Genomic DNA, 24,569 nt, shown 5'->3' on the forward strand with positions numbered 1-24,569 from the left:
TCCCCTTCATTAGTGTGCTTTTAATTGAGCATTTGCATCTTGGTATACGGCTAACTTATCTATAATTTTTTTGCTAGATGCATTTAGTCCTTTAATTGTGACATGATTATTGTTTTCACGATATTTGATGACTACTTTATCTACTGCGCCTACGCCAGAGTCGTCCCAAATGTGTGCATGAGAGAAATCAATCACAATATTTATATCATCAGCGATATTAAAGTCAAAGGCTTTTATGAAGCCTTCCACAGAGGCAAAGAACAATTGACCCGTTACATCAAATATGATTTCTTTGCTGGTCTGCCGTCTTCTAACCTCTAGTTTTGAAATTTTGGCCACAAAGAAGATAGCGCTAAGAATAACACCGGCTATAACGCCTTTGGAGAGGTCATGAGTCGCCACAACGATAATGACCGTAGTCAACATTACAAGAGCATCCGTCTTTGGAGCTTTACGCAGATACGAAAATGATGTCCAATCAAATGTGCCAATCGATACCATAATCATAATCCCAACCAAAACAGGCATCGGTATTTGTACAACCAATCCGCCTAATACAAGAATCAGAAATATTAAGAACAGACCTGCAACTAACGTGGACAACCTGCCGCGGCCCCCTGATTTGACGTTGATTACAGATTGACCGATCATGGCACATCCAGCCATACCGCCAAAGAAACCTGTAATAATATTTGCGATACCCTGTCCTCTGGATTCTCTGTTCTTGTTGCTTTCTGTTCCTGTCATATCATCAACGATAGAGGATGTAAGCAACGATTCCAGTAATCCGACAATGGCTAAAGCGACAGAGTAAGGAAAGATGATTTGAAGTGTTTCAAAATTAAATGGAATGTCCGGGATAAAGAAAGAAGGCAGGGTTTGAGTGATTCTTCCTAAATCCCCAACCGTTCCTAAATCTAAATGTCCCCAGATGGCAACCGATGTAAGGATGATAATAGCGATTAATGGGGCTGGTATGGCTTTGAAAAAACGAGGCAATACATATACAATAATCAAAGTAATAGCAACAAACACATAAGTCAGAGTTGATATGCCAACAAAATGAGGGACCTGCGCCATAAATATCAGGATTGCGAGTGCGTTAACAAAACCGATCATGACGGCTCTAGGAATAAATTTCATTAGCTTTGCAATCTTGAATAATCCAAAAATAAGTTGTATGATCCCGGTGAGTATAGTGGCGGCTAATAAATATTGTAATCCGTAATCTTTAACTAGAGGTACCATCAGCAAAGCCATCGCGCCAGTAGCGGCGGAAATCATACCTGGACGACCGCCTACAAAGGCTATAATGACTGCGATACAAAAAGAGGCATATAAACCAACCATAGGATCGACACCGGCAATAATGGAAAAGGCAATCGCTTCTGGAATGAGAGCCAAAGCGACAACAATTCCAGCAAGTATGTCGCCCCTTATGTTTGAAAACCACTCTCTTTTTATTCTTTCAACCACGTTTACTTCCACTCCTTATTTATTTTTAGTGTGACTTTTAACTCTCATAAAAGTCAGGTTCCGTATTAGGCTCATTCATTTTATCACCAAAAGGACCAAAATGGAACCTTTTAGGTCCCTTTTTTGTGGTATGCTTTCAAAAGGGCTTCTGCAGTAAGGAGGGCACGTTATGTTAATTGGTTATATGAGACCCTATCAAGATGATTTAAATTGTAAAATCCAAATAGAGACTTTGAAAGAACTGAATTGTGACCAATTCTTCACTGAGGAGCATTCATCCCCTAAAAAAAGAGTAATGTTAATAAAAATGATGAATGAACTTCAACCAGGGGATACAGTTGTTGTTGCAAGGCTATTTTCATTTGCGGATTCTACCCGGCATCTAGCAGAGCTATTAAATCAATTAAATGAAAAAAGGTCATATCTCTATACTGTTGGCGAAGGGATAAATACGAATCAATCATCAGGATACTCATTTCATGACAGCGTAAATTATTTATTGAATTTTCAAAGTGATGTCATTAGTGAGAATACTAAAAAGGGATTGTATGAGGCGAAACAAAAAGGAATGAGTCCTGGCCGTCCGCGAAAGCCTGATGAGAATGTGAAACGAGCCATTCATATGTATCAGAGTCAAAAGTATAGTCTTGCACAGATAAAGGAAGAGACGGGAATTAGTAAAACTACACTATATCGCTATTTGGAGAGTTGATCTAGTCCAATATAGACTGCCTTAGGGGGAGTACCAGCGAAGCTGATACCACCCGGCCTTCTTGGAAATTTATGAGTCATATTCAACAAACTATTTTGTTCCATACTTTTGGACTTCGTGACAGTGACGCTGGTAATACCCCAATTAACCCGGCCTGGGTTCCGGACCGGGACGAAATAAAGTTGGAATAATTGGATTTAACTAACCTTCAGCAGACAGTGCAATTGCTTTTGTTTCATGAACTGTACCATATGGATGCTCAGGAGGCGCATAGATAACGTAAACTTTAAGGGGGGTATTGCCTGTGTTGGTTACATTGTGCCATTTTCCAGCAGGTATCATAATTGCATAGTCATCATAGGCCATTACTTGAAAATCCAATTTGTCCTTCCTATCACCCATTTGAACAAGTCCCTGACCTTCTTCAATACGTATGAATTGATCAGTTGTCGGATGGACTTCTAAACCGATATCATCGCCAACATTAATACTCATCAGAGTCACTTGAAAATGTTTTCCTGTCCATAAAGCGGTACGGTAAGTTTTGTTTTGCTTTGCTGCCTGGTCAATATTCACTACAAGTGGACTTTGTCCATAATCTCTTAATTTCATTTTTCCGTAGGGATTACTATCAGTATTATACCAATTGTAATAGTGAGGATTATAATCCCGATAGTTGTTATTCCAGCTGTTATGCATCGGATTATGCCATTGATAGTGATGGCATGATTTATGGAACATACTCATTCTCCTCTTATGATTCAGTGTTTACTTTTTTATCATATGCAACTGCCTATATAAAGGAGTGCAAAACCTGCAGTAATGGGCAAGAGCCTAAATAATCACAAGACAAATACAAACTATTTACAAATGGTCCTAGATGCCCAACTCCTGGAACTTGACGAACTGTCGTTCCGGTTTTTGATCTTTAGCCGACACACGGCCATATCCCAGCTTCATGTGTACTTTCTCCCCCATATTAGTTCCACCCGCAAAGTCAATGTAATAAAATATAATTGAAAGTGCTTACGTCCTTGAAGCGAAAGGCGAAGCGTATATATGGTAACGCCAACATTTCGGAAATTCTGTACGCTAAGGACTTCCCAAAAAGCGATGTAAAAAAATGTGGGTGCACAAACATTCTCGGTAATGAATTCTTTTTAATTAAAGAGGAAGAATATCTATTTGACCCTGTACTTAAGTACAGGGTTTATACTACGTGTGAGGTGAAGCAAATGCAGTTTCGTATCGGAGAACTTGCTGATAAATGTAACGTTAACAAAGAAACTATCCGGTATTATGAACGAATCGGTTTAATTGCAGAACCTTCTCGTACCGATTCAGGCTACCGAATATATCCAGAACAAACAGCCGATCGTATAACATTTATTAAACGCATGCAGGAATTGGGATTCGTATTAAATGAAATTGACAAATTGTTAGGTGTTGTTGATCGGGATGAAGTAAAGTGCCGCGATATGTATGATTTCACTGTTCAAAAGATAGAGGACATCCAGCGTAAAATTGAAGACCTCCGAAGAATTGAACGGATGTTGGTAGACCTTAAAGAAAGATGCCCCGAAAACAAAGATATTTATGAATGCCCCATTATTAAAACAGTGATGAATTAAAGACTGCACAAGGAGTGATACAAAATGCATAGCTGTTGTCAAACTTCCACTGATAATCCAACAAAATCAATTCAATGCCCTGTTTGTTACCAAAAGGGCAAAACTATTCAATTGATTACGCTCAAGGCATTGCTTCAACCAACCGCGTTAGAAACAATATACCCTGAATTAACTTACACTTTTTGCGCGAATTCATCTTGCGAAGTTGTCTATTTTAGTGATGAGCAGACATTTGGCAAAGATATGCTCAAAGTTTCGGTGTTCCAAAAAGACGCTGCATTGGAAGTACCCGTTTGTTACTGCTTCGGATGGACAAGAGAACGCTTAATACAAGCCGTTCAGGAAAATCAGAATCCAATTGATCATATAAGAGAACAAATTCAAGCTGGTCGCTGTGGGTGTGAGGTTAATAACCCACAAGGAGCCTGCTGTTTGGGCAATGTCACGTCATTCATCCGGAGCCTTGACAAGATCTAATTTCTTGTCAATCTTACGAAATCTATATCGTTTCACCCGGTGAAAATTAATCGAAAACATCGCAGTTCCTTCCCCGGCGGCTGCTTTTTTCTTTTTCAACGTTAATACTGCGATAACAATTGGCATGTAAAATCATATTTGAAATAAGCAAATAATTATATGGCTATTTACAAGGGGTAGGGGAGTGTGGGAGAATGAAACGGGATGTTACGCGGATTTATTTCCTTTGCGGGCAAAATCGGTGCCGAAGTCAGATGGCCGAAGCCTTTGCTAAGTTTTATGGCGGGGATCATGTGGTGGTGGAGAGTGCCGGATTAGAACCATCGAAAGAAGTGCATCCTTACACCGTTGAAGCTATGCGCGAGGTAGGCATCGATCTTTCCCAGCATGTTTGCAAAAAAATCGATATGAAATTTTTTCTAGCGTCGAATGCCATCGTCAAGTTGTGCGAACAAATTGTAGAACGCTGTCCTATCGTACCGTTTAAGATCATGAACGTCGAGTGGAACATCCCCGACCCGTTGGCTGTAGACGGCGGCAACCTGGAAGACGTGAAGAGAGCGCGTGACGAGATTCGGGAGAAAGTAATCGGGTTGTTAAAAGGGATGGACATTCCCGTCGCTTAAAAGGAGTGAAGCAGTTGAGCAAACTAGAAGAAGTAGCGGATGCCTTGAAGCTATTGGGGGACCGGAACAGACTCACTATCGTAGCCTTGTTGCAGGTGAAGGAACTGTGCGTGTGCGAGATCGTGGACATTTTGAAAACGAGCCAGCCCAATATCAGTCAGCATATGCGCAAGCTGCGGGACGGGGGCCTGGTCAAAGAGTCTCGCAGGGGACAGTGGGTTTATTATTCGCTCTGCCTGGAAGACAAGCCTTATATTTTGGATATTCTAAAAGAAATTCCTTCGCAAGCGGCGCTGATTGAGCCTGCCGTTTGCGAAACCAATGATTGCTGTACGTAGTTCAGGAGGAAGCATAAATGGTTTATGTGGCGATTTTCATTTTCTTGGTAACGTTGCTTTTTGTCATTTGGCAACCGAAAGGATTAAATATCGGCTGGTCGGCAAGTGCCGGAGCGATCTTTGCTTTGCTCTTTGGTGTGGTCAGCTTCGCGGACGTCGGCACCGTAACCGGTATCGTGTGGAACGCTACCTTGGCGTTTGTGGCCATTATTTTAATCTCACTGGTGCTGGATGAAATCGGATTTTTTGAGTGGGCTGCATTGCATATGGCGCGGCTGGCCCGCGGAAACGGCCTGCTCATGTTTGTATTTATCATCCTGCTGGGATCGGCGGTTGCCGCCCTGTTTGCCAATGATGGCGGGGCCTTGATTATTACCCCGATTGTACTCGCCATGGTCCGGGCACTTAAGTTTGATGAAAAGATGATCCTGCCGTTTATTATGGCCAGTGGGTTCATTGCGGATACGGCATCTTTACCGCTTGTCGTCAGCAACTTGGTTAACATCGTATCTGCGGATTATTTCAACATCGGTTTTGCGGAATACGCGAGCCGCATGATTGTTCCGAATTTCTTTTCCGTCATTGCGAGCCTCATTGTGTTGTATCTGTATTTCCGGAAGAGTATCCCGAACACTTACAATCTTAAGCAACTGAAAAAGCCGAAGGAAGCCATCAAGGATATGCGGCTGTTTAAGTTATCTTGGGTCATTTTAGCCGCGCTGCTCGTTGCGTATTTCATTAGCGAATTTTTCTCGATCCCTGTATCCATTATTGCCGGGGTTGCAGCGATTGCCTTTTTGTTCGCGGCGAGAAAAAGCCCTGCGATTCATACCTGGAAACTGGTCAAAGGCGCTCCCTGGGCTGTCGTCATCTTCTCTATCGGCATGTATGTGGTCGTTTATGGCTTGCGCAATGCCGGACTTACGGATGCACTAGGCAGCGTCATTCAAGCGGTCGCAGACCAAGGGTTATTTGTGGCTACCGTAGGTATGGGCTTTATTGCAGCCATCCTGTCGTCCATTATGAACAACATGCCCACGGTCATGATCGATGCGCTGGCCATCCAAGGTACGCAAACCGATGGGTTCATTCGTGAGGCGCTGATCTATGCGAATGTGATCGGTTCGGACTTAGGGCCGAAAATTACGCCAATCGGCTCCTTGGCCACGCTGCTTTGGCTGCATGTCCTATCCACGAAAAACGTGAAAATTAGATGGGGCTATTATTTTAAAGTCGGTATCCTGTTAACCATTCCCACGTTGTTCATTACGCTCACCGGTCTTTATGTATGGCTTTATGTTCTCCAGACGCTACAGGTGAATGTATGGTTATGTATCGCGGTGATCGTGATCGTCCTAGTGGTAGTTGCAATGATCATGAAGACTTTTATGAGAAGTAAACAAGCGAAAAGAGTTCATCAAGGCGATTAATGAATTGAAATCAAAGGAGATTGTTCACCATGGAGAAAAAACAGTTAATTTATTTTTTGTGCACCGGAAATTCTTGCAGAAGCCAAATCGCAGACGGGTTTTTAAACGCGCTAGGCAGCGATAAATATGAAGTTAAAAGTGCAGGTCTTGAAGCACACGGACTGAATCCGCGTGCGGTGCAAGTCATGCAAGAAGCTGGCGTAGATATTAGCAAAAACACCTCCGATGTGATCGATCCGGATATTTTGAATCACGCCGATTATGTTATTACCCTGTGCGGCCACGCCGACGAGCATTGCCCTGTGATCTCCAACAAGAATGTAACGAAATGGCATTGGGGTTTTGATGATCCGGCAAAAGCAACCGGAACGGAAGACGAAATTATGAACCAGTTCCGCACCGTTCGCGATTCGATTAAGAGCCGGATTGAACAATTTGTCAAAGAAGGGAAATGAGGTGGCGACGATGATCAAACGAATGCATGTTGCTTTAAACTGCACGGAGCTGAACAAGTCTCTTGAGTTCTATCGCGCTTTTTTTGGAGCCGAACCGAGTAAGGTTAAAGATAACTACGCCAAATTCGAGTTAGAAGAACCGGCGCTTCATTTTTCGCTCAATGTACGTCCCTTCGAACAAAAGGGTGTACTGAACCACTTGGGATTTCAAGTGAATAATACGGAAGAAGTGCTGGCCATGGGGGAGAGGCTTCGTCAAAGCGGACTGCTACTGATTGACGAGATGAATACCACATGCTGCTATGCGGTGCAGGATAAAGTTTGGGTATATGATCCGGACGGCAACGCTTGGGAGATTTTCTACACAAAAGAAGATTCCGAATTCGAATCCGCCGGAGAAGCCAGGGATTTGTCCCTGTGCTGCGCGCCGCCAGCGGCCCCGGTTCCGATTGAGTTTGGATCGTTTAAAAAAGGAGTATAGTCCATGGCGTCTGAAAAAACCTACCATGCTTTGATTCCTGATAAAATTTTTATGGGCGCGGCAGCCGATGTTGAATCGATGGTAAAAAATGAAGGTATCGACGTGATCGTGGATCTGCGCGGCGAAGCGACGGATTGCGCCTATCCAGCGGCGAGTGCGGAATGGATTCAAATTCCGTTAGCAGATCATGCTGCTATGCCGCAAGAAAAAGCCTTCGAGCAAGCGATCCAGGCCGTCATCGAAGCTTATCACCAAAACAAGAAAGTTGCTTTTCATTGTGGCGGTGGAAAGGGACGGACCGGTACGGTAGCCGCTGGCACCTTACTTGCCTTGGGATTAAGCGACACGCTTGACGAAGCCGAGGCCAAGGCGAAGAGCATTCGCAACATCATTGATATTAAACCCTCCCAGAGAGAATCGTTGCACAAATTATATCCCGGCAAATAAGCAATCAGGAGACCACTCAGCCGAGTGGTTTTCTATTGCGATTATTTTATTTGCAATTTGCAAATAAATATTGTATAACTAAGTCATGAGGTGAACCACAGTGGAAAATGTTCGCGAACTATTTCAGATCATGACACGCCGTTTTGGGTTTCTCAATAAAAATTGCTGCTCCGCCGGTGGATGCGATATATCTTTGGTGCAAAGCCATATTCTTTACGAGATCGATCGTCAGCATCAACCGTCCATTCAGCAGGTAGCCGAGGCGTTAGGGACCGATATTACGACCTTTAGCCGACAAGTCCAATCGTTAATTAAAATGAATTTGGTCAAAAAATCGCCCGATCCGGACGACCGCAGGGTGTATGTGCTTTCGCTCACGACAGAAGGGAAGTACGTGGCCACGACGATTGACCAGCAAATGAACGCTTATTTAGCTGAAGTTTTCTCTCACATGAACGATTTTGAAAAAGAAACGGTCATTCGCTCCATTAAGCTTTTGAATGAAGCGATGTCAAAATCCAGCCTTTGCTGTTCCACCCCCATCGGGTGATTTCTTTTCTCTAATACTTGCAAATTGCAAATAAATCGGAGGATGTTGGGTATGAATGAGGTATTGGATACGATTGTCATTGGAGGGGGGCAGGCGGGTCTGGCTTCCGGCTATCATCTTCAGAAGAAAGGACTTCGATTTCTGATTTTGGACGCGGGCGACGAGGCGGGGGGCTCGTGGCCGCGTTATTACGATAGTCTCAAACTGTTCTCTCCAGCACGTTTCTCGTCGATGCCAGGCATGAAGTTCCCCGGCGATCCGAATGGCTATCCCAAGCGTGATGAAGTCATTCGTTATTTACAGGATTATCGGGCAAAATTTCAATTGCCGGTTCGGACCAATCAGCGCGTAGCATCGGTCGAAAGGGATGGAGAAGGGTTTAGGGTCCGTACGATAGCAGGGGATACGTTTCGGGCGCGCACCATCATTAATGCGGCCGGCTCATTTCACAATCCCTATACGCCAGTTTTGCCGGGGCAGGAGGCGTTTCAAGGCCGCACACTTCATTCCTCCGAATACCGGAATCCGGAGCCATTTCGCAATCAACGCGTAGTGGTGGTCGGGCGTGGCAATTCTGCCGTACAGATCGGTGTTGAGCTGGCCGAGGTGAGCAAGACGTCTTTAGCGGTACTCCGGCCGGTCCAATTCATGAAATCGAGGCTGTTGGGTCAGGATGTGCATTTTTGGATCAAACTGATTGGATTTGACACCTTTCCATTTTGGCGGTTCGGGAAAACTGCGCCGAGTTCAAGTGCGGTGAACGATTCGGGCGGGTACAAAGAAAAAGTAGCGGCAGGAAAACCGGATCAACAACCGATGTTTACGTCCTTTTATGAGGAGGGCGTCATTTGGCCGAACGGGACAAAAGAACCGGTGGATACGGTGATCTTTGCGACAGGCTACCGGCCGCATCTTCCCTACCTTCAAGCGATTGGCGCGCTGGATGCGGAAGGGAGGCCGTTACATCAAGCAGGCATAAGCGACGTTCCGGGGCTTTATTATGTGGGGCTGGAAGGGCAGCGTTCCTTTGGTTCTGCTACCTTAAGGGGGGTGGGGCCGGACGCGCAGTTTGTTGTTAAAAAGCTTTTGCATCATCTTAAACACTGAATACTTACATTTTTTGATAAAAGGATGGGACCGACTTGAACCTCAATTGGTTTGCTGCGGAAATACTTATGAAACAACGCCAAGGGGAAATCGAACGATCTGCTAGAGAAGCGTGGAAATGGTCAGACGCTATGCCAAAGCAATCGGCCCGATTCTTTAACCGACGGCCAATCATTCGTGCAACACCAACGGCCTGCTGCGCTGCGAGCTGCTGTTGATTGTATAAAAAAACTAGGAGTGATCTTTCATGAATCAAGTGAGTAATGATCAAATTCGTCAAAACGTTCGGAATCGGTATAAAGAAATCGCCTTACAGGACGTAGGGGCAGGGTCCTGTTGTACGCCAGCGCCAGCCAATGATTGCTGTAGTTCGGCCGCGGATGTTTCCGCTAAAATGGGCTACTCGTCAGAAGAACTGACAGCCGTTCCGGATGGGGCGAACCTGGGCCTCGGCTGTGGCAATCCGCAAGCCATTGCCGCTTTGCAACCGGGAGAAGTCGTGCTGGACCTGGGCAGCGGCGGCGGGTTTGATTGCTTTCTTGCCTCCCGTCAGGTTGGTGCTTCCGGCCGCGTCATTGGTGTAGATATGACACCGGAAATGGTCAGCCGCGCCCGCGAAAATGCCAGTAAAAGCGGATTTACCAATACGGAATTTCGGCTGGGCGAGATCGAGCATCTGCCGGTTCAGGACCATTCGGTTGACGTAATTATTTCAAACTGTGTCATTAATCTGTCCCCATCGAAGCAGCAGGTTTTTGACGAGGCGTTCCGTGTGCTGCGTAACGGCGGCAGACTGGCCATATCGGATGTCGTGGCAACAGCCGATTTTCCGGATGAAATCAAGCAGGATATCGACCGTATCTATTCAGGGTGCATTTCAGGAGCTTCCTCCATCGGTGAACTGGAGGCCATGCTTGCGCAAAGCGGTTTTACCCAAATTGAGATCGAGCCTAACGACGAATCCCGGACGTTCATCAAGGATTGGATTCCTGGCGCAAATGTCGAACAATACCTGGTGTCCGCCGCGATACGTGCCGTCAAGCCTTGAGCCATGACGGGCCGAACTGTTGCAGCTCGAGTTGAGTTGAACATGTTCGGCATAATAATAAGGCGCTGCCGGTAAACTGGCAGCGCCTTCGCCTTGTACGCCCAGCATGGGCGTCATCTCTAGGGTGAAAGTCCCGAATGGGGGCTGGCAAGCGCCTACCATTAGCCAAGGGCAAGGGTGTCCGCCGCGAGGCGGAATCTGAAGGAAGCCGGAGGCAAAAGCACGGCTCGAGGTACACGAATCCAATTTGAGGCGGTTGCAGCCGGATGAGTCACCATACCATGACGAAATCCTAAGCTGCCAAAGGCTGTAGCCGTAAACTTGGGCGAGTACGGGCGGAAAGATGGCGTTCTTATCTGGGGAGGCCTGCGGGATACGCGAAGTAACTTCGTAACCGCGGCTGAAAAGCCGCGCTGAACCCGCAGGAGTCAGCAGAAGCCATAGTACGCGTGTTGTTGCAACAACACACGGAAGGGCTGAACTTAAAGGAGAGAAGAAACCGATGCGTTCGCGCGAAGAGCAACGACAGCAGAATATCCCGCAAGGGAGCTCGCGGCAAAGAGAAACGGTGAAACCGCCAGGGTATGCCGGAGCGCCGAGTTCTTCGTCGGCACAAATCGACCATACTTCTCGCGAAGGACAATACGACTTGCTGGAGCGGATGCTCGAAGAGAGCAATCTTCGAGACGCCTATAAGCGTGTGAAACAAAACGGAGGAGCGCCTGGCATAGACCAAGTGACGGTAGCAGAGCTACAAGCGCACTTGTGGGAACGCTGGGAAACCGTAAAGTGGGAACTCCAAGCGGGTACGTATAGACCGATGCCAGTCAAACGGGTGGAAATCCCCAAACCCGGAGGCGGGGTGCGGCTGTTAGGTATCCCAACCGTGATGGATCGCTTTATTCAGCAAGCCCTCATGCAAGTGATGACGCCGATCTTCGATCTGCAATTCTCGCCGAACAGTTTCGGATTCCGTCCAAGGAAACGAGCACATGACGCAGTGAAACAGGCGCGGACCTACATCCAAGAAGGATGTCGCTGGGTCGTGGACATGGACTTGGAGAAGTTCTTTGACCGCGTAAATCACGACATCCTCATGGCAAGAGTAGCTAGGAAAGTTTCGGACAAGCGAGTCCTGAAGCTTATTCGAGCTTATCTAAACGCGGGAGTCATGGTCGACGGGATGAGGCAAGAGACGCTGGAAGGAACGCCGCAAGGCGGACCGCTCAGCCCGCTCTTAGCAAACATTCTGTTAGACGATTTGGACAAAGAACTGACGGGAAGAGGACTGAAGTTTGTGCGCTATGCGGACGATTGCAACATCTTCGTCGGAAGCAAACGCGCAGGCGAGCGCGTGATGGAATCGGTTGTCCGTTTTGTGGAGGGGAAGCTTAGACTAAAAGTGAATCGGGACAAAAGCGCAGTAGACCGCCCTTGGAAGCGCAAATTCCTTGGATTCAGTTTTCTGACCAACAAAAGCGCGACAATTCGAATCGCACCGAAGAAAGTGGAACAACTGAAAGAGCGCGTAAGAGGGATAACCTCGCGAACGCGGGGTATCTCAATGGAAAGCCGGTTGAAAGAACTAAACCGCTATCTGATGGGATGGATTGGCTACTTCCGCTTGGCATCCGCGAAGATGCACTGCGAACGCCTAGACGAATGGATTCGGCGTAGGTTGCGGATGTGTCTATGGAAACAATGGAAGCTACCCAAAACCCGACTTCGAAATTTACGCGCCTTAGGTGTGCCTGAATGGGCGGCAAGGATGATGGCAAACTCCCGGCGAGGATGCTGGGAGATGTCCCGAAATATAAATAACGCCCTTAACCGTTACTATTGGAACGACCAAGGGCTGTTAAGTCTAACTTCTCGATATCTTGAAATTCGTTAACCTTTAGGAACCGCCGTATGCGGACCCGCATGTACGGTGGTGTGAGAGGTCAGGGGCTTGCCGCCCCTATCTACTCGATTGCTTAGCGTATATTTTCGTTAAAATGTTGGCAAGAAGAGGGTTGCGCTATGTTCGAACATACGTTACTAAGGTGTGACACCAAGCAAACTTTTTGGCATCTATTGAAATATGGTAAAATAAATCAATACAAATATGTCGAATAGACTAGGAAAAAAGGCAAACCTGATCGAAAGACAGGGACGCAAAGCCACGGGTCTTCTGCACTAGTGCAATGATCGCCGGGTTACCCTCTCAAACCACACCAAGATGACAAGTAGGCACGCCAGTGAGAGGGCGTGTCTTTTTGTCATTTGAAAATAAAAAGAGGTGATCGATTATGAACAAACAAACAAGCTTTTCTGTAGAGATAAAAGATATGATCCGTAGGAACAGGAGTATCAAAGTATTACTGGCGGATGGTGACCTAGCTTGGCAACAGCGACTCGCTATGTTGCTTGAATCCGAGCCAGATATTTATTTATCTAACATCGTTTCGACAAAAGAGGAAGCGATTCGAGCGAGTGTACAATTAGACGTAGACGTAATGATCTTGGAAATGATTTTGAATTCGCCCAAACGAGACGGGCTGGACGCCGCAGCCGAGATTCTCAGAAATAAAGAGTTACCGATTATTGTCCTTTCTTCGATACATGATCCGGAAGTCATGGTCGATGCGGTTGTTGCCGGAGCGGTCAATTATATTACAAAGTCCAACTATATGGACATACCGGTTGCGATCAGAGAAGCTCACCGACGTCAGTCCTCTCTCCATGCGGATGTCGCGACGATAATCCGTAATGAGATCGAGCTTATAAAGCGAAAAGAATTGCATTGCATGCTCACACCTACGGAAAAAGAAATTTTGCAGCTCATAGGCTTGGGCTATCGACAGACAATTATCAGAGAATTACTTGGCATTACTTCGAACACCCTAAAATCGCACGTTCGTCATATCACTCGTAAATTCGACACCCGATCCATTCGAGAAGCTGCTGAGAAGGCGAAACGAAGAGGTCTGTATGATCAGCACTATGCTACGTGATTTAATGGGACTGAAATTGAAACAAGCTTTGGGAAAATTCGGGGATTTTCGACAAAATCATCATGGCAGAGGGTGACAAAAAGATCACCCTCCCCATTCGAACTAATAATAGGTAAAATGAAGGGGTGATCTAAGGAAAAATAGGAATATTATCCCTTACCAAAGGAGGTGGAGAGAAAAAAGATGAATGCTGGAGATTGTTGTCGTGAATCGGAGTCTGAAGTAAATCAAAATGGGACAGGCTCTCGTAAAATGAAGAGGATGGTGCCTTTAACTTACGTAATTATGCGGCTGTCCCCAATATAACAATGAAGGGATGATCGTCATGTATCAATTAGAAACGGAGCGTGAATTATGTTTATTAACATGGATTGATTTGCACTTCATTCAGCAGTTTTGCGGAAGGAGAGTTGTAGTATTTCTTGGAATTGGGGAGGGTGTCTGATGAATCTTACTCAACAGTCCATCCCCTATGAAAAAGTGGAAGCATGGCTTATGTCCTATAGTGATTGGAAAGCAAGGTTGGAATATGCGCAGGCAGAGCTTAAGCATATTCCGGGATTAACGAGGGCTCTGCATGAATGGGTGAATCATGGCAATGGAAGAAAACAAGAACCATTGTTGCGTACGGTCATTCATCGGATAGAGATCACTGAACATGAAATCCCGTTGCTATTATCGAGAATCGGATTGATCGATTACGCTTTCTCGGCTCTCACCACAGAGGAAATTTTGTTCGTTCGTCTACGATATTTGGATAAACTGGCGCTTTCGGTCATTATAGATCGCATTGCACTTTCCCGCCGCGCGTTCTTTTATCATCGGAAGCGAATTCTGCATAAAGTATATCGAAAAATCAAAGATCGGGCGGTCCTGTTGGAACTGGATTCCTTTGGAGAAGACTGATCATATCATTACTTCAGAAGATGCACATACGCATCTTCTATTTTTATGGTTCGTGAATTGAAGAATATCCCCGTTTTCAAACAGGCTCTAGGGTCTACCCCCATTTTTAGCAGTCAGTTCAATCTCTCCGAGTACGATTAACTCCTCACCAAGAGAAGAGATGCCGTGAATCTTTCTTGCACCGAACATGCACCGAACGCTGCACTAGATTTGCTCTTATTTTGCACGAATTATGCACCCAATATGCACGATTTTCCTGATACGATGATAGTATAGCAAGCTTAAGGGCAGCCTACAAGATCATCGGCTGTCCTTTATGTTTGTGAAGCGAGGATTGACGAAACGGGCATAACTTGTTCCATGCATGGTTTCGTCATGTTCCCCATTAATTCGTACAATAATACCGATGAAAGGAGGGCGATGATGCGGTTCCTATTAATCTGTAATTTAGAAATAGGTAGACATGCCATCCTGAACTGGATACATCTGTATTCATTCTATGCGCATTACTTTGCATTCCAGCCATTGAGCGCCGCTTCATTTTTTGCTGTGATCAGCAAAAAGAAGCGAAACGCTCTTTTTTATTTTCTGATTGAAACCCAAAAGAAGGTAGCTATTACAGTGACGAGTGCTGAAGGCATGTGATACGGGACAATCAAAAAGGAGCGTTTGAACTAAAACGTAGGACAACACCATCATAAAACAGACTGGTTATTCCTCTCGCAATGGTGTTGCCATGTGAGGAGGGAAATTGATATTATGTGCCCCACGTTGCATGCAATGTCAAACCACGATCCTTTTATGTGTTTTTACTATTCGTACGGCTCATAACGCCTCAACGATGGATATTACTATCAGACTTGGCTGCAAATCAGCATTGGATTGCTGAGCGGCAAGGTCTTTTTTATTTATGTAACACAATCAACAATCGTTTTAAAGGGAGCGTTGGCTGTCGCTCTCCCCCTCCATTTTGGTTTGCTCACAAACCAAAATGGAGGGACGAATATGAAAAGGATTAATTTGCGGGATATGTATCCCTTTATCAAAACGGATGTATGGATCGACCTAGATGATGAAGTGGCACAAGAAATCCGCCGTTTCGACTTAAACGAAAGTGCATACAAATTGCGCACCTATCGTCATCGCGCTTATTACTCGCTTGATCGGAACGACGGTATAGAACAAGATATTCTTTTCCTTTCGATTTCCCCGGAGGAATATTACGAGCGTAAGCTTTCCAATGAGCAGCTTTATGCGGCTATGTGTCGATTGCCGGAAAAATCGTTCAGACGAATTTATGCTCATTTCTTCTTAGGCATGAGCAAAGTAGCGATTGCCCAAGCTGAACAAGTTGATGAACGGGCAGTACGAAAATCTATTGAACGCGGCTTAAAACAAATGGCGCAGTTTCTCAATAAAATGTGATTGCGGTAGGTCAAAGGGTCCGATTTGCTTGCCAAAATGAACAGATAGTTAGAGAGCTTTATGTAGGCGGCGGCTGGGTATTACCAGCCGCTCATTTTCCATGAGAGGGGCAGGTAACAATGAATCCGATTCGATTTCGAGATGCTGAACACGAAAGTTTCTACTATCGGATGCTGGATGAAAGGAAATGCAGCGACGGCTATCATCGGGCACTTTTCTACACATTAGGTATTTCCCGCGATACTCGGAGTCATATCCGCGATTTGTTTGATTTTTCTAATGGGGGCATTAAGCCCGGAGGTCTCGCAGCCTCGTGGCAAACCGGTAGTTCTATCCGCGTGTGTAGGCTTGCTTTTAATCTGTGGAATGGCTGGACGGAAAAAGGTGGGGAACGCTACTCTACTCCCCACGAATTATTCGATTGCAGCTACGCTCCCTATTTTTTTGAAGCGATTCAACTTCGTTATCCGGACTATTGCCGAAGCCAGGAGAAGAATTTCAAGCGGCTGAACGAACAAGTTCGCTGAATGGCAACAAGCTAGGGGAGTGGAATAGATGAAGGATATTAAAACGAGGACTGTTGTGAAAGATATTAAACGTTTGGACAGACTGCCAAACTTGATGGATCGTGTAAAACATTCGAGCGCACGCACAAAACAACACAAAGACAATGACAAGACGATTTCACAATCTCCAAATGAATATGCGCAGCACCATTCTGCATCGGCCATAGATAAAACGGTACGTTTTCAAATTGGAATGAGCGTGGTTGCTAGCAAAAGATTGATAAGGTTCATTCAAAAAAGGCGGGCAAAGTCAGAAGGGGATACAATATCGATACAGAACCCCGCTGCTATAATTACTAAGCCTTCAGGTACACGTCAATTGCGACTTGCCCGTAGGTTGCATCTCCGCAAGCCGGTAGATGGGAAATATCACTTGTCAGCTAACCATCAATCAAAAAAACAACGCTTTATACGGAGCCGGGTCAATGCCCGGCTTTTGCATCCTCTTCGCAAAAATAGCTTTACTAACCGAATTCTAAATCGGGAAGGTAGAGATCAAGAACCGGCCGGGAAAAAAGGAGCATTTGCCGCCGCGGCATCTCATTCAGCAAATGTACGCGTGAATCGTCCAAAAGCGCTAACGTCAGTAAGCATGAGGAAGCGGCATTTCAGGCCACCGTCATCCCGAATCCCCTTCGCTATATCCAAGCAAGCAAGCCATACGATCAAACGTAAAGAAAGGAAATTTAAGACATTATCGCCATTTATAAAAACGGGACAACGGCTAGGACAGGCTAAAAGCCCCTCTGATTATCAAGCGGAAGGAAAAATGAATAGTGCCAGGACAGCGCAGCGGACTGCACAGATGGCGATGACTGCCCGCCGCTCTATTCAAAGGGCACAAGCTGCGGCGCGATTAAATCTTCGGATCATTAAAATGGTAGTAAAAGCAGCCGCTTTGCTTGTCAAAGGGGTAGCCGCGCTTTTGGGGATTAGTAGCACCGTTATTGTATTGCTGTGCATTGTTATGGCTATAGCAGCTGTCATTTCCTCTCCGTTCAGCATCTTTGTTTCCGGTGAAAACACGGATGCCGATGTAAAGCCGCTTTCCCGAATCGTTCAAGAGCTGGACATTGAGTATGCCGACCGACTGGCAGAAATACAGCAGTCCGCTGGCCGTGTAGACCGGGTGGAGTTTCATTACCCCGGTAGCGCGGACAACACGCGAATAGATAATTGGATGGATATTATAACCGTTTTTGCCGTGAAGACTGTCATGGATTCAGAAAACGGAATGGATGTAGCAACACTTGATGCAACAAGGATTGGGATCATCCAATCGGTGTTTTGGGACATGAATCAACTGGAATCCCGTATCGAAACGATCGAACATACGGAAAGTGTTACGGTAGAGCATGAAGATGGGACTACCAGCGAAGAGACGACTACCAGCTATGAACACATTTTGCATATTACTGTTTCGAGCAAAACTGCGGAGCAACAGGCTGAATCTTATCACTTTACAAATGAACAGATGGACATCATGAAGGAAATGATGTCTGGAGAGTTTCGGCCACTCATGTTTGCGATGCTGGGTAAAGAAACGGATATTGGCTTGACGCCGGGGCAGCTAGCGGATATTGGGCAGCATTTGCCCGAGGGAGAAATAGGCAGTGAAGTCGTCAAATTGGCGCTAACTCGTTTAGGTGATCCGTACAGTCAACCGAAGGCCGGACAGGATGACTTTACAGATTGTAGCTATCTCGTTCAGTGGGTTTATCGACAGCTAAGCATTAACCTGCCAAGAACCGCAGCAGAACAAGCAAGATTTTGCGTAGAAAATGGCCTGACAGTAAGCGCGGCAGACCTGGTTCCTGGCGATCTAATATTTTGGAGCTACGAGCATAATGGTAGGTTTATGGATATTACCCACGTTGGAATTTATGCGGGGGATGGCAAAGTTGTAGATGCTTCCTCAAGCCGGGGACAAGTAGTGTACCGCAATCTGTTCGATTCGGACAAGCAAGTGTTGTTTGGAAGACCTGCGGTTCAAGTGTGAGGTACAGGTGAGCGTCAAATAGCCCCAACCTACCAGTCAGATGGGAGCGAGTGTATGATGGATAGAGATTACGTGAGACGGAAGGAGTCCGGTAGTGACGGCGACTACGGCATATAAGGCTCCAGTGCATGCGGGTCTTTCAGATCTGCAAGCTTCGGCAGTTGCTCGAACAGGTACATCAGGTACTTGAACGGATGCAGGCCATTTTCTTTCGCCGTCTCGATCACGCTGTAAATGGCAGCACTGGCCGTAGCTCCCAGCGGGGTATTCGCAAACAACCAATTTTTTCGCCCGATCACAAAGGGCTTGATCGAACGCTAACTGCGGTTATTGTCGATTTCAAGACGCCCGTCATTCAGAAACGCCGTCAGTTTCTCCCATTGATTCAAGCTGTAAGCTATTGCTTGGCCGACCAAGCTCTTCGGCATCGTTCGGCATTTTTGCTGGCGCAGCCATGCAAAGTAAGCATGTAGCATGGGCTGGCTTCGCTCGGCCCGTGCGAGGTGGTGATCTTCCGCTGTAGCTTCCTGCAGATCTCGTTCAATCACAAAGAGCTGGTTGCAATACGCCAATCCCTAGGCTGCGACGGTTTCCGGGTTGCCTTTGGCCTCCGGCGCCGCTTTCATTTAATGATGCCTCCAATTTTGAACTTACAGCGAAAAAAATTTTGATGCTTTATTTTCATTAGAAACAAGCAAGAGTCTTGAGCAAATAGAATCTTTCTGTGAGATAAGTATTGATACTTTATCAGGTCAAAAAAATATGAATCGTACACTAAAATAAGACTTAATAATATCAAGGATTTGTTAAAAATGATTTGAAAGACAAAGGTAAGAAAGGTGCCCGGAACATTGGAAGTCAAGGCGGGTTAGAACAGTTTGAATGGCACTTAAGTAGGATTATCCCAGTTCATGCTAACGCGTGGATAACGGACTTTCCCTTGCCTCTGATGAGCTAATGGCAGGAGATTTGATTTTCTGGAACTACGACCGAAAGGGAGGTTTATGAATATTTCGCATGTCGGCATTTATGCCGGCGAGGGCAAAGTTATCGATGCCTCCTCCAGACGGTTACAGGTTGTTTATCGAATGTATTTGACGCCGATCTTCAAGTAATGTACGGCAGGCCGTATTTTCAAAATTGAGGCATTTCGTTCATTTTTGTGAGACTTCTTGTGCAGTGACGTATATTAAGAAACACATCTCAGCCCGTAGTAGCCATTGCGACTATTGTGCTCGCCGCCGGGCTCTTCCTCCATGTAGTGTTTGATTTCTGCACGGATGGATTCCAAGTTTTCTTTCACGAACGAGGTGATAGCATTATCAAATAGATTGGCAAGCAAGTTTAGGGTATAGTAGTCCTCGAGTAGGATCCTTTCTTGGTGGCGTCGTAACCCCGAGGATATCCTACTTTTTTGTTGTCTTTTAAGTCTCCAAATCATGGTAGACAAACAATTGTACGTCATATTAGCAACTTAGAATGTATGGGAGACCACTGCAAAAACATCGCCCAATATATTCGCTATGGAGAATAGGACGGTGCGCTGCAGGAAAAATTAAAAAAAAATAAGGGGGTGGGCGCGTGGTAACCCTAACTGATGGGACAACTTTGCCCAGAATCGGTCAAGGTACGTGGTATATGGGGGATGAGCCGTCCATGAAAAATGAAGAGCTTCGCACGTTAAGACGCGGTGTGGAGCTTGGATTGAACCTGATCGATTCGGCTGAAATGTATGGTGATGGCAGATCCGAGTCCTTGGTTGGAGAAGCGATCGAAGGGATCCGAGATCAAGTGTTTCTGGTATCCAAAGTGTACCCGCACAACGCTGGTCTGAATCGCATCGTCGGCAGCTGCGAACAAAGCTTGAAGCGGTTAAAGACGGACCGTCTCGACCTTTATCTTCTTCACTGGAGAGGAAGTATTCCTCTAAGCGAAACGGTAGAAGCGATGGAGCAGTTGGTCGAAGCGGGGAAAATTTTGCGATGGGGTGTCTCTAACCTGGACACGGACGATATGAAAGAACTGTTCGACGCGGCGCGAGGGACGAATTGCATGGTCGATCAGGTACTGTATCATCTCGGTTCCCGCGGTGTAGAATACGACCTGCTTCCTTGGTTGAGAGAGCGAAAAATCCCGATAATGGCCTATAGTCCGCTTGCCCAGGCGGGCACTTTACGAAGAGGGTTGGTTGAGCATCCAGCGGTTAAGGAAATTGCCGATCGACATGGCGTGAAGCCACTTCAGATTCTCTTGGCTTGGTGCATTAGAAGCGGTGACGTAATTGCCATTCCTAAGGCGTCAACAGCAGCGCATGTCGAAGAGAATGCGGAGGCGGAACGTATTAAGCTTACCGAGGAAGACTTGGGGATGTTGGATGAGGCGTTCTTCAAACCCACTAGAAAGGTTCGGCTCGACATTATTTAAGAAAGCCTTCACATGAAAGTTTCCGCAGGTTAGACTTGTTGGATTCCCGAATTTAAAACCGCTGCTTTTCCGTCAGTTTCGACAACTGTAGCACATCTCTCCATGTTCTCTTTTACGAATTTTTCCTTCTGTTGATTGCCCCCGTGGGCAAGCTTGCCAATAGCGAATAATCCTCAAGGAACGATGCTTTCGCATGTTCGCTTACCTCAAGATCGAACAAGGTATCTCTCACACCCATCATTATGGAGCCGAATTGATTCCACCTCTGTTAGCCAGCTCCTCAGAAACAGAAAAGTCCCGACATAAGATTGAATGTTCGGGACTTTTCGTGATATTTTTCTATTTACCAACTCTAATGTCACTGGACACAGATAAACTGGGAGAAGACGCAGATGATGAAAATTACTTGGAAGTCGCCAAAGTGTTGATTCACGCAGCGGAGCTACGGGCAAGGGAGTTCGGGATCGCGGAGGTGATAGCCATGTAGACGATGACGGGAATTTTGTTGCTTCTCATCGGATGGACACCATTCCTGGCTGGCCTATGTCCGACATCACCCATAATAAGGCATGGACGGCGGTCGCGCTAAAGATGCCTGCGGCGAGCGTTGCTCTTTTGGCGGTCCTGAACGGGGAACTTTACGGGTTCATTACGACCAACCAACGGACGCGTGGTCGTGTTCGGAGGGGGATTCCGTTGTCATTCGAAGGGAAAATCGTCAGGGCGGTCGGTGCAAGAGTCGCGGATCGGGTCTCCAGGGAGCTTGCTGTAAACCTGGCGGTTTTAGGCCTATAATGAAACTTGGTCCTGCTAATATTGAAGAAGAATCGGCTAAACACATGGGGCTGTCCCTCAGGGTACAATACCCCGTGGCACAGCCTCTTTTCTCATGTCATCATTTAAGGCTTCAGTACGAATTTAATGCATTCGTCCGCATGATTGTAAAAGGTGTTATACGCGTTATGCGCCTGATCGAGCGGCACTTTATGCGTGATGATCTCCGTCGGATCGAACTCGCCTGCCATAATTTTTTGATACAGCATCGGCATGTAATGGATCACGGGCGCCTGTCCCATGGTTAGCTTCACGTTTCGTTCCCAAATGTTTCCGAACATGAACTGGTAGTATTTAGAACCGTATACTCCCGTAATCTGAATCGTGCCGAATTTCCGCACCGCATTCATCGCGATGTTGATCGGGCTAAGTGTTCCGCCAACCAGCTTGGCCTTTTGCTCTTCCTCCTCCAATGGCGTCTTCTTGCCGTCCATTCCGACGCAATCGATGACGACATCCGCGCCCCCGCCCGTTATTTCTTTTATATGCAGCCCCATGTCTTTGAAATCTTCAAAGTTGAAGGTTTCGACGTTATTCATTTTTTTGGCATGGTTCAGCCGGTACGGGAGATTGTCGATCGCGATGACCCGTTTGGCCCCTTTCATCCAAGCGAATATTTGCGCCATCAAGCCGACGGGGCCGCAGCCGAGCACCACAACCGTATCCCCCTGCTTCACGCCGCCGTTGTCCACGCTCCAATAGGCCGTCGGCAGCACGTCGGACAGGAACAGGAGCTTCTCATCCTCCAATTCGCATGACTCCGGAATAACGAAGGGCATGAAATTGCCGTATGGCACGTAAAGCAATTCGGCTTGTCCGCCCCAATAATTCCCATACCGTTCGGTAAACCCAAAGTAAGCTCCCGTATCCACTTGGGGATTGGGGTTGGAGTTGTCGCATTGGCTCTCCATTTCATGCTGGCAGTAATGACAGCTGCCGCACGAGATATTGAACGGGAGCACGACCCGGTCCCCTTTCTTGACCTTTGTCACCTCAGGGCCTACTTCTTCGACGATGCCCATCGGTTCATGGCCGATCACGTATCCGGTTTGGGCTTGAATCGCCCCCTGGTATATATGGAGATCAGAACCGCATATGGCGGTCGAGGTGATCCTGACGATAATCCCGTCTTTTTTCTGAATCGTCGGATCCGCGACCTGCGTCACTTGCATGTTCTTCATGCCATGGAATGTTACAGCCTTCATAATCGCCCTCCTGTTATGACATGCCTTGAATTTGCATGCATGCTTCTATTATGAAATTGGAGAGAGGATTATACATTCGATATACGGTAAATTCGACAGTCGCGGAGCGCCTAAGAACAAGAAAGGAGACGGAGGACGGAAAGATTCACGTGAAAGTAAATTCAACACTAAGGGTATTTGTAAGGTTATCAAAGAACAAAACCTCACTAAATAAATCCTTGTGCTCACAGTTAATAAAACTATCTAAATACCCTTTGTTAACAACTTGACCACACTACCTCTTTATTCTGGATTATCGCGCATTGCTTGTACTAAATCTAATGTCCATTCATTACTAACAGCAAGCAATGAAGAATGTGCAGGTACGGTGCACGGCCTTCCCGTCGGAACTTTGGTCCTGTAGCAAATTCACGCGCGACTATATAAAATTGTCTTCCCAAATCCTCAAAGACATTCTCGCGAACCAGATCAAAACTTACTTCGAAGCTGCACCTAGTTCTTCTATGGCTTTAACAATACTTGTAGGTTACCAACCCAAATTTCGCAGAGCGAAATTCGTCTTGAAGTCATGTCGTTGCAGGCTTCCAAGGCGATCAGATACTGGGCTTGTTAATAGAAAAACACCGCTTCGTTTGCTAAGTGAAAGTTTTGAGCAATCACTTTAACCGAAGAGGTGGTGTCTACCTAATGATATCCCATCCATCCGAATTGATTCAAATGCCTAACGAACTAAAGCCAGCGTTCCAAGAATTGAAAGTCATGCAGCATTTGCAACAAGCTGGATTCCGTAAACGTTTTGGCTTTAGCTGCGCCCGGCTGTTCCAACTCGTCTTCGTTTTGTTATTTCATCAGAAAAACTGGTTTCGCCTGCTTGAAAGCCGCAAGGACGATTCGAAGGCCGGCAAAGCTGCGGTTTATTGCTTTCTCAATCATGCCGGCTTTGCATGGCGTCGTTTTCTGACTTCGCTTAGCGTGGCCACCATGAAAAAGGTGGAAAAGGTGGATGCGCTGACTTCTGCGGATCGGGATACCGTCTTCATCGTCGACGATTTGATGTTCGAAAAGTTAACCTATGTGCTAATGTTGTCGCGAGGGATAGCACGGTAATCCCGTGCTAAAGCGCTTCATTTGTCCGAAAGCTCATTGGAAACCCTAATCAACTTGGTATCTTCGCAAAGTCAATATTCATGGACAAAGAGAATATTGCAGAAGATTGTCGAACCATGGCATAATGTGGTTGAAGATTAACAATTGAAATGGCAAACCCATTGAAAGATGGGGACGCAAAGCCATGGGCCTAATACGCATGTTCGTTATGGTTGCCAGGTTGCCGTGTGTTGCGTTTTTTTCGTTGTCTCTAGTCTGTTTGTTGGGGATTAGAGTGGCGAGAACAGCGATAGTCCCCCGTAATTCGATAAATTCATCCTCGATACCAC

General features: G+C 46.2%; 24 protein-coding genes, 3 pseudogenes and 2 riboswitches. Of the genes and pseudogenes, 22 read left to right on the forward strand and 5 right to left on the reverse strand.

From position 1 onward, the window contains the following. Window positions 1-9: 9 nt before the first annotated feature. Entirely contained in the window at window positions 10-1,476 is a 1,467-nt protein-coding gene (locus ACFQ3J_RS05300) for a SulP family inorganic anion transporter (RefSeq protein WP_169284758.1), read from the reverse strand. A 169-nt stretch (window positions 1,477-1,645) separates the two neighbouring features. Between ACFQ3J_RS05300 and ACFQ3J_RS05305 the strand changes: the two genes are divergently transcribed. Next, window positions 1,646-2,188, forward strand: a complete 543-nt coding sequence (locus tag ACFQ3J_RS05305; RefSeq protein WP_049868160.1) for a recombinase family protein — start codon at window positions 1,646-1,648, stop codon at window positions 2,186-2,188. Window positions 2,189-2,389: 201 nt separating this feature from the next. Here ACFQ3J_RS05305 and ACFQ3J_RS05310 read toward each other — a convergent pair whose 3' ends face one another. Further along, a complete protein-coding gene (locus tag ACFQ3J_RS05310) occupies window positions 2,390-2,929 on the reverse strand; it encodes a cupin domain-containing protein (protein WP_084781435.1) in 540 nt (179 codons plus the stop codon). A 494-nt stretch (window positions 2,930-3,423) separates the two neighbouring features. On the opposite strand from ACFQ3J_RS05310, the gene merR1 reads away from it, so the two are divergent. The 18 genes from merR1 (at window position 3,424) to ACFQ3J_RS05400 (ending at window position 18,670) form a co-directional block, all read left to right on the forward strand. Beyond that, complete coding sequence (gene merR1 / locus ACFQ3J_RS05315) at window positions 3,424-3,819, forward strand: mercury resistance transcriptional regulator MerR1 (RefSeq protein ID WP_169284804.1); 396 nt, start codon at window positions 3,424-3,426, stop codon at window positions 3,817-3,819. Between the two features lie 24 nt (window positions 3,820-3,843). Beyond that, window positions 3,844-4,296: a putative iron-sulfur cluster-binding metallochaperone gene (locus ACFQ3J_RS05320; protein WP_169284757.1), complete on the forward strand. Its 453-nt coding sequence runs from the start codon at window positions 3,844-3,846 to the stop codon at window positions 4,294-4,296. 194 nt (window positions 4,297-4,490) lie between these two features. Beyond that, on the forward strand, window positions 4,491-4,922 hold the full coding sequence (locus ACFQ3J_RS05325; RefSeq protein ID WP_049868159.1) for an arsenate reductase ArsC: 432 nt from the start codon (window positions 4,491-4,493) through the stop codon (window positions 4,920-4,922). A gap of 14 nt (window positions 4,923-4,936) precedes the next feature. Continuing rightward, window positions 4,937-5,260, forward strand: coding sequence for an ArsR/SmtB family transcription factor (locus ACFQ3J_RS05330; protein ID WP_049868158.1), 324 nt, complete (start codon window positions 4,937-4,939; stop codon window positions 5,258-5,260). A gap of 17 nt (window positions 5,261-5,277) precedes the next feature. Continuing rightward, window positions 5,278-6,690 (forward strand): arsenic transporter, encoded by a 1,413-nt coding sequence (locus ACFQ3J_RS05335; RefSeq protein ID WP_169284756.1) that lies wholly within the window; start codon window positions 5,278-5,280, stop codon window positions 6,688-6,690. A 29-nt stretch (window positions 6,691-6,719) separates the two neighbouring features. After that, window positions 6,720-7,145 carry an arsenate reductase (thioredoxin) gene (gene arsC / locus ACFQ3J_RS05340; RefSeq protein ID WP_169284755.1) on the forward strand — a complete coding sequence of 142 codons (426 nt, stop codon included), beginning with the start codon at window positions 6,720-6,722 and terminating at the stop codon, window positions 7,143-7,145. 10 nt (window positions 7,146-7,155) lie between these two features. Then, the gene (locus tag ACFQ3J_RS05345) at window positions 7,156-7,626 is read left to right on the forward strand and encodes an ArsI/CadI family heavy metal resistance metalloenzyme (protein ID WP_049869721.1); all 471 of its coding nucleotides are present in this window, start codon (window positions 7,156-7,158) and stop codon (window positions 7,624-7,626) included. Between the two features lie 3 nt (window positions 7,627-7,629). Beyond that, window positions 7,630-8,073 (forward strand): protein-tyrosine phosphatase family protein, encoded by a 444-nt coding sequence (locus ACFQ3J_RS05350; protein ID WP_049868156.1) that lies wholly within the window; start codon window positions 7,630-7,632, stop codon window positions 8,071-8,073. 100 nt (window positions 8,074-8,173) lie between these two features. Further along, window positions 8,174-8,623 (forward strand): MarR family winged helix-turn-helix transcriptional regulator, encoded by a 450-nt coding sequence (locus ACFQ3J_RS05355; protein WP_169284754.1) that lies wholly within the window; start codon window positions 8,174-8,176, stop codon window positions 8,621-8,623. Between the two features lie 51 nt (window positions 8,624-8,674). Continuing rightward, a complete protein-coding gene (locus tag ACFQ3J_RS05360; RefSeq protein ID WP_248551624.1) occupies window positions 8,675-9,730 on the forward strand; it encodes a flavin-containing monooxygenase in 1,056 nt (351 codons plus the stop codon). Window positions 9,731-9,765: 35 nt separating this feature from the next. Beyond that, entirely contained in the window at window positions 9,766-9,948 is a 183-nt protein-coding gene (locus ACFQ3J_RS05365) for a hypothetical protein (protein WP_379292293.1), read from the forward strand. A gap of 29 nt (window positions 9,949-9,977) precedes the next feature. Further along, the gene (locus tag ACFQ3J_RS05370; RefSeq protein WP_169284753.1) at window positions 9,978-10,778 is read left to right on the forward strand and encodes an arsenite methyltransferase; all 801 of its coding nucleotides are present in this window, start codon (window positions 9,978-9,980) and stop codon (window positions 10,776-10,778) included. A gap of 502 nt (window positions 10,779-11,280) precedes the next feature. Continuing rightward, window positions 11,281-12,672, forward strand: a complete 1,392-nt coding sequence (gene ltrA, locus ACFQ3J_RS05375) for a group II intron reverse transcriptase/maturase (protein WP_169284752.1) — start codon at window positions 11,281-11,283, stop codon at window positions 12,670-12,672. 226 nt (window positions 12,673-12,898) lie between these two features. After that, a riboswitch (cyclic di-GMP riboswitch) is annotated at window positions 12,899-12,984 on the forward strand. Between the two features lie 85 nt (window positions 12,985-13,069). Beyond that, a complete protein-coding gene (locus ACFQ3J_RS05380; protein ID WP_169284751.1) occupies window positions 13,070-13,774 on the forward strand; it encodes a response regulator transcription factor in 705 nt (234 codons plus the stop codon). 444 nt (window positions 13,775-14,218) lie between these two features. Beyond that, the gene (locus ACFQ3J_RS05385) at window positions 14,219-14,680 is read left to right on the forward strand and encodes a hypothetical protein (protein ID WP_021877427.1); all 462 of its coding nucleotides are present in this window, start codon (window positions 14,219-14,221) and stop codon (window positions 14,678-14,680) included. Between the two features lie 1,005 nt (window positions 14,681-15,685). Further along, window positions 15,686-16,105 carry a sigma-70 family RNA polymerase sigma factor gene (locus ACFQ3J_RS05390; protein WP_169284750.1) on the forward strand — a complete coding sequence of 140 codons (420 nt, stop codon included), beginning with the start codon at window positions 15,686-15,688 and terminating at the stop codon, window positions 16,103-16,105. A 119-nt stretch (window positions 16,106-16,224) separates the two neighbouring features. Then, complete coding sequence (locus ACFQ3J_RS05395) at window positions 16,225-16,632, forward strand: DUF6075 family protein (protein WP_021877429.1); 408 nt, start codon at window positions 16,225-16,227, stop codon at window positions 16,630-16,632. 94 nt (window positions 16,633-16,726) lie between these two features. Next, on the forward strand, window positions 16,727-18,670 hold the full coding sequence (locus ACFQ3J_RS05400; RefSeq protein ID WP_379292297.1) for a C40 family peptidase: 1,944 nt from the start codon (window positions 16,727-16,729) through the stop codon (window positions 18,668-18,670). A gap of 104 nt (window positions 18,671-18,774) precedes the next feature. Here ACFQ3J_RS05400 and ACFQ3J_RS05405 read toward each other — a convergent pair. Together ACFQ3J_RS05405 and ACFQ3J_RS27070 are read right to left on the reverse strand one after the other, a co-directional pair. Continuing rightward, window positions 18,775-19,245 (reverse strand): annotated as a pseudogene (locus tag ACFQ3J_RS05405) (IS66 family transposase); the annotation flags it as partial. Between the two features lie 635 nt (window positions 19,246-19,880). Next, a pseudogene (locus ACFQ3J_RS27070) lies at window positions 19,881-20,023 on the reverse strand (IS256 family transposase); the annotation flags it as partial. Between the two features lie 228 nt (window positions 20,024-20,251). Here ACFQ3J_RS27070 and ACFQ3J_RS05410 point away from each other — a divergent pair. Next, window positions 20,252-21,094, forward strand: a complete 843-nt coding sequence (locus ACFQ3J_RS05410; protein WP_248551626.1) for an aldo/keto reductase — start codon at window positions 20,252-20,254, stop codon at window positions 21,092-21,094. Between the two features lie 543 nt (window positions 21,095-21,637). After that, window positions 21,638-21,889: a hypothetical protein gene (locus ACFQ3J_RS05415; RefSeq protein ID WP_372490925.1), complete on the forward strand. Its 252-nt coding sequence runs from the start codon at window positions 21,638-21,640 to the stop codon at window positions 21,887-21,889. 104 nt (window positions 21,890-21,993) lie between these two features. Here the strand turns inward: ACFQ3J_RS05415 and ACFQ3J_RS05420 are convergent, their stop codons facing one another. After that, window positions 21,994-23,133: a zinc-dependent alcohol dehydrogenase gene (locus ACFQ3J_RS05420; protein WP_169284747.1), complete on the reverse strand. Its 1,140-nt coding sequence runs from the start codon at window positions 23,131-23,133 to the stop codon at window positions 21,994-21,996. Between the two features lie 687 nt (window positions 23,134-23,820). On the opposite strand from ACFQ3J_RS05420, the pseudogene ACFQ3J_RS05425 reads away from it, so the two are divergent. Then, window positions 23,821-24,198: pseudogene (locus tag ACFQ3J_RS05425) on the forward strand (IS4 family transposase); the annotation flags it as partial. 183 nt (window positions 24,199-24,381) lie between these two features. Then, window positions 24,382-24,468: riboswitch (cyclic di-GMP riboswitch) on the forward strand. Window positions 24,469-24,569 lie beyond the last annotated feature (101 nt).

The sequence above is a fragment of the Paenibacillus provencensis genome, assembly GCF_042678545.1.
Classification (GTDB): domain Bacteria; phylum Bacillota; class Bacilli; order Paenibacillales; family Paenibacillaceae; genus Paenibacillus; species Paenibacillus provencensis.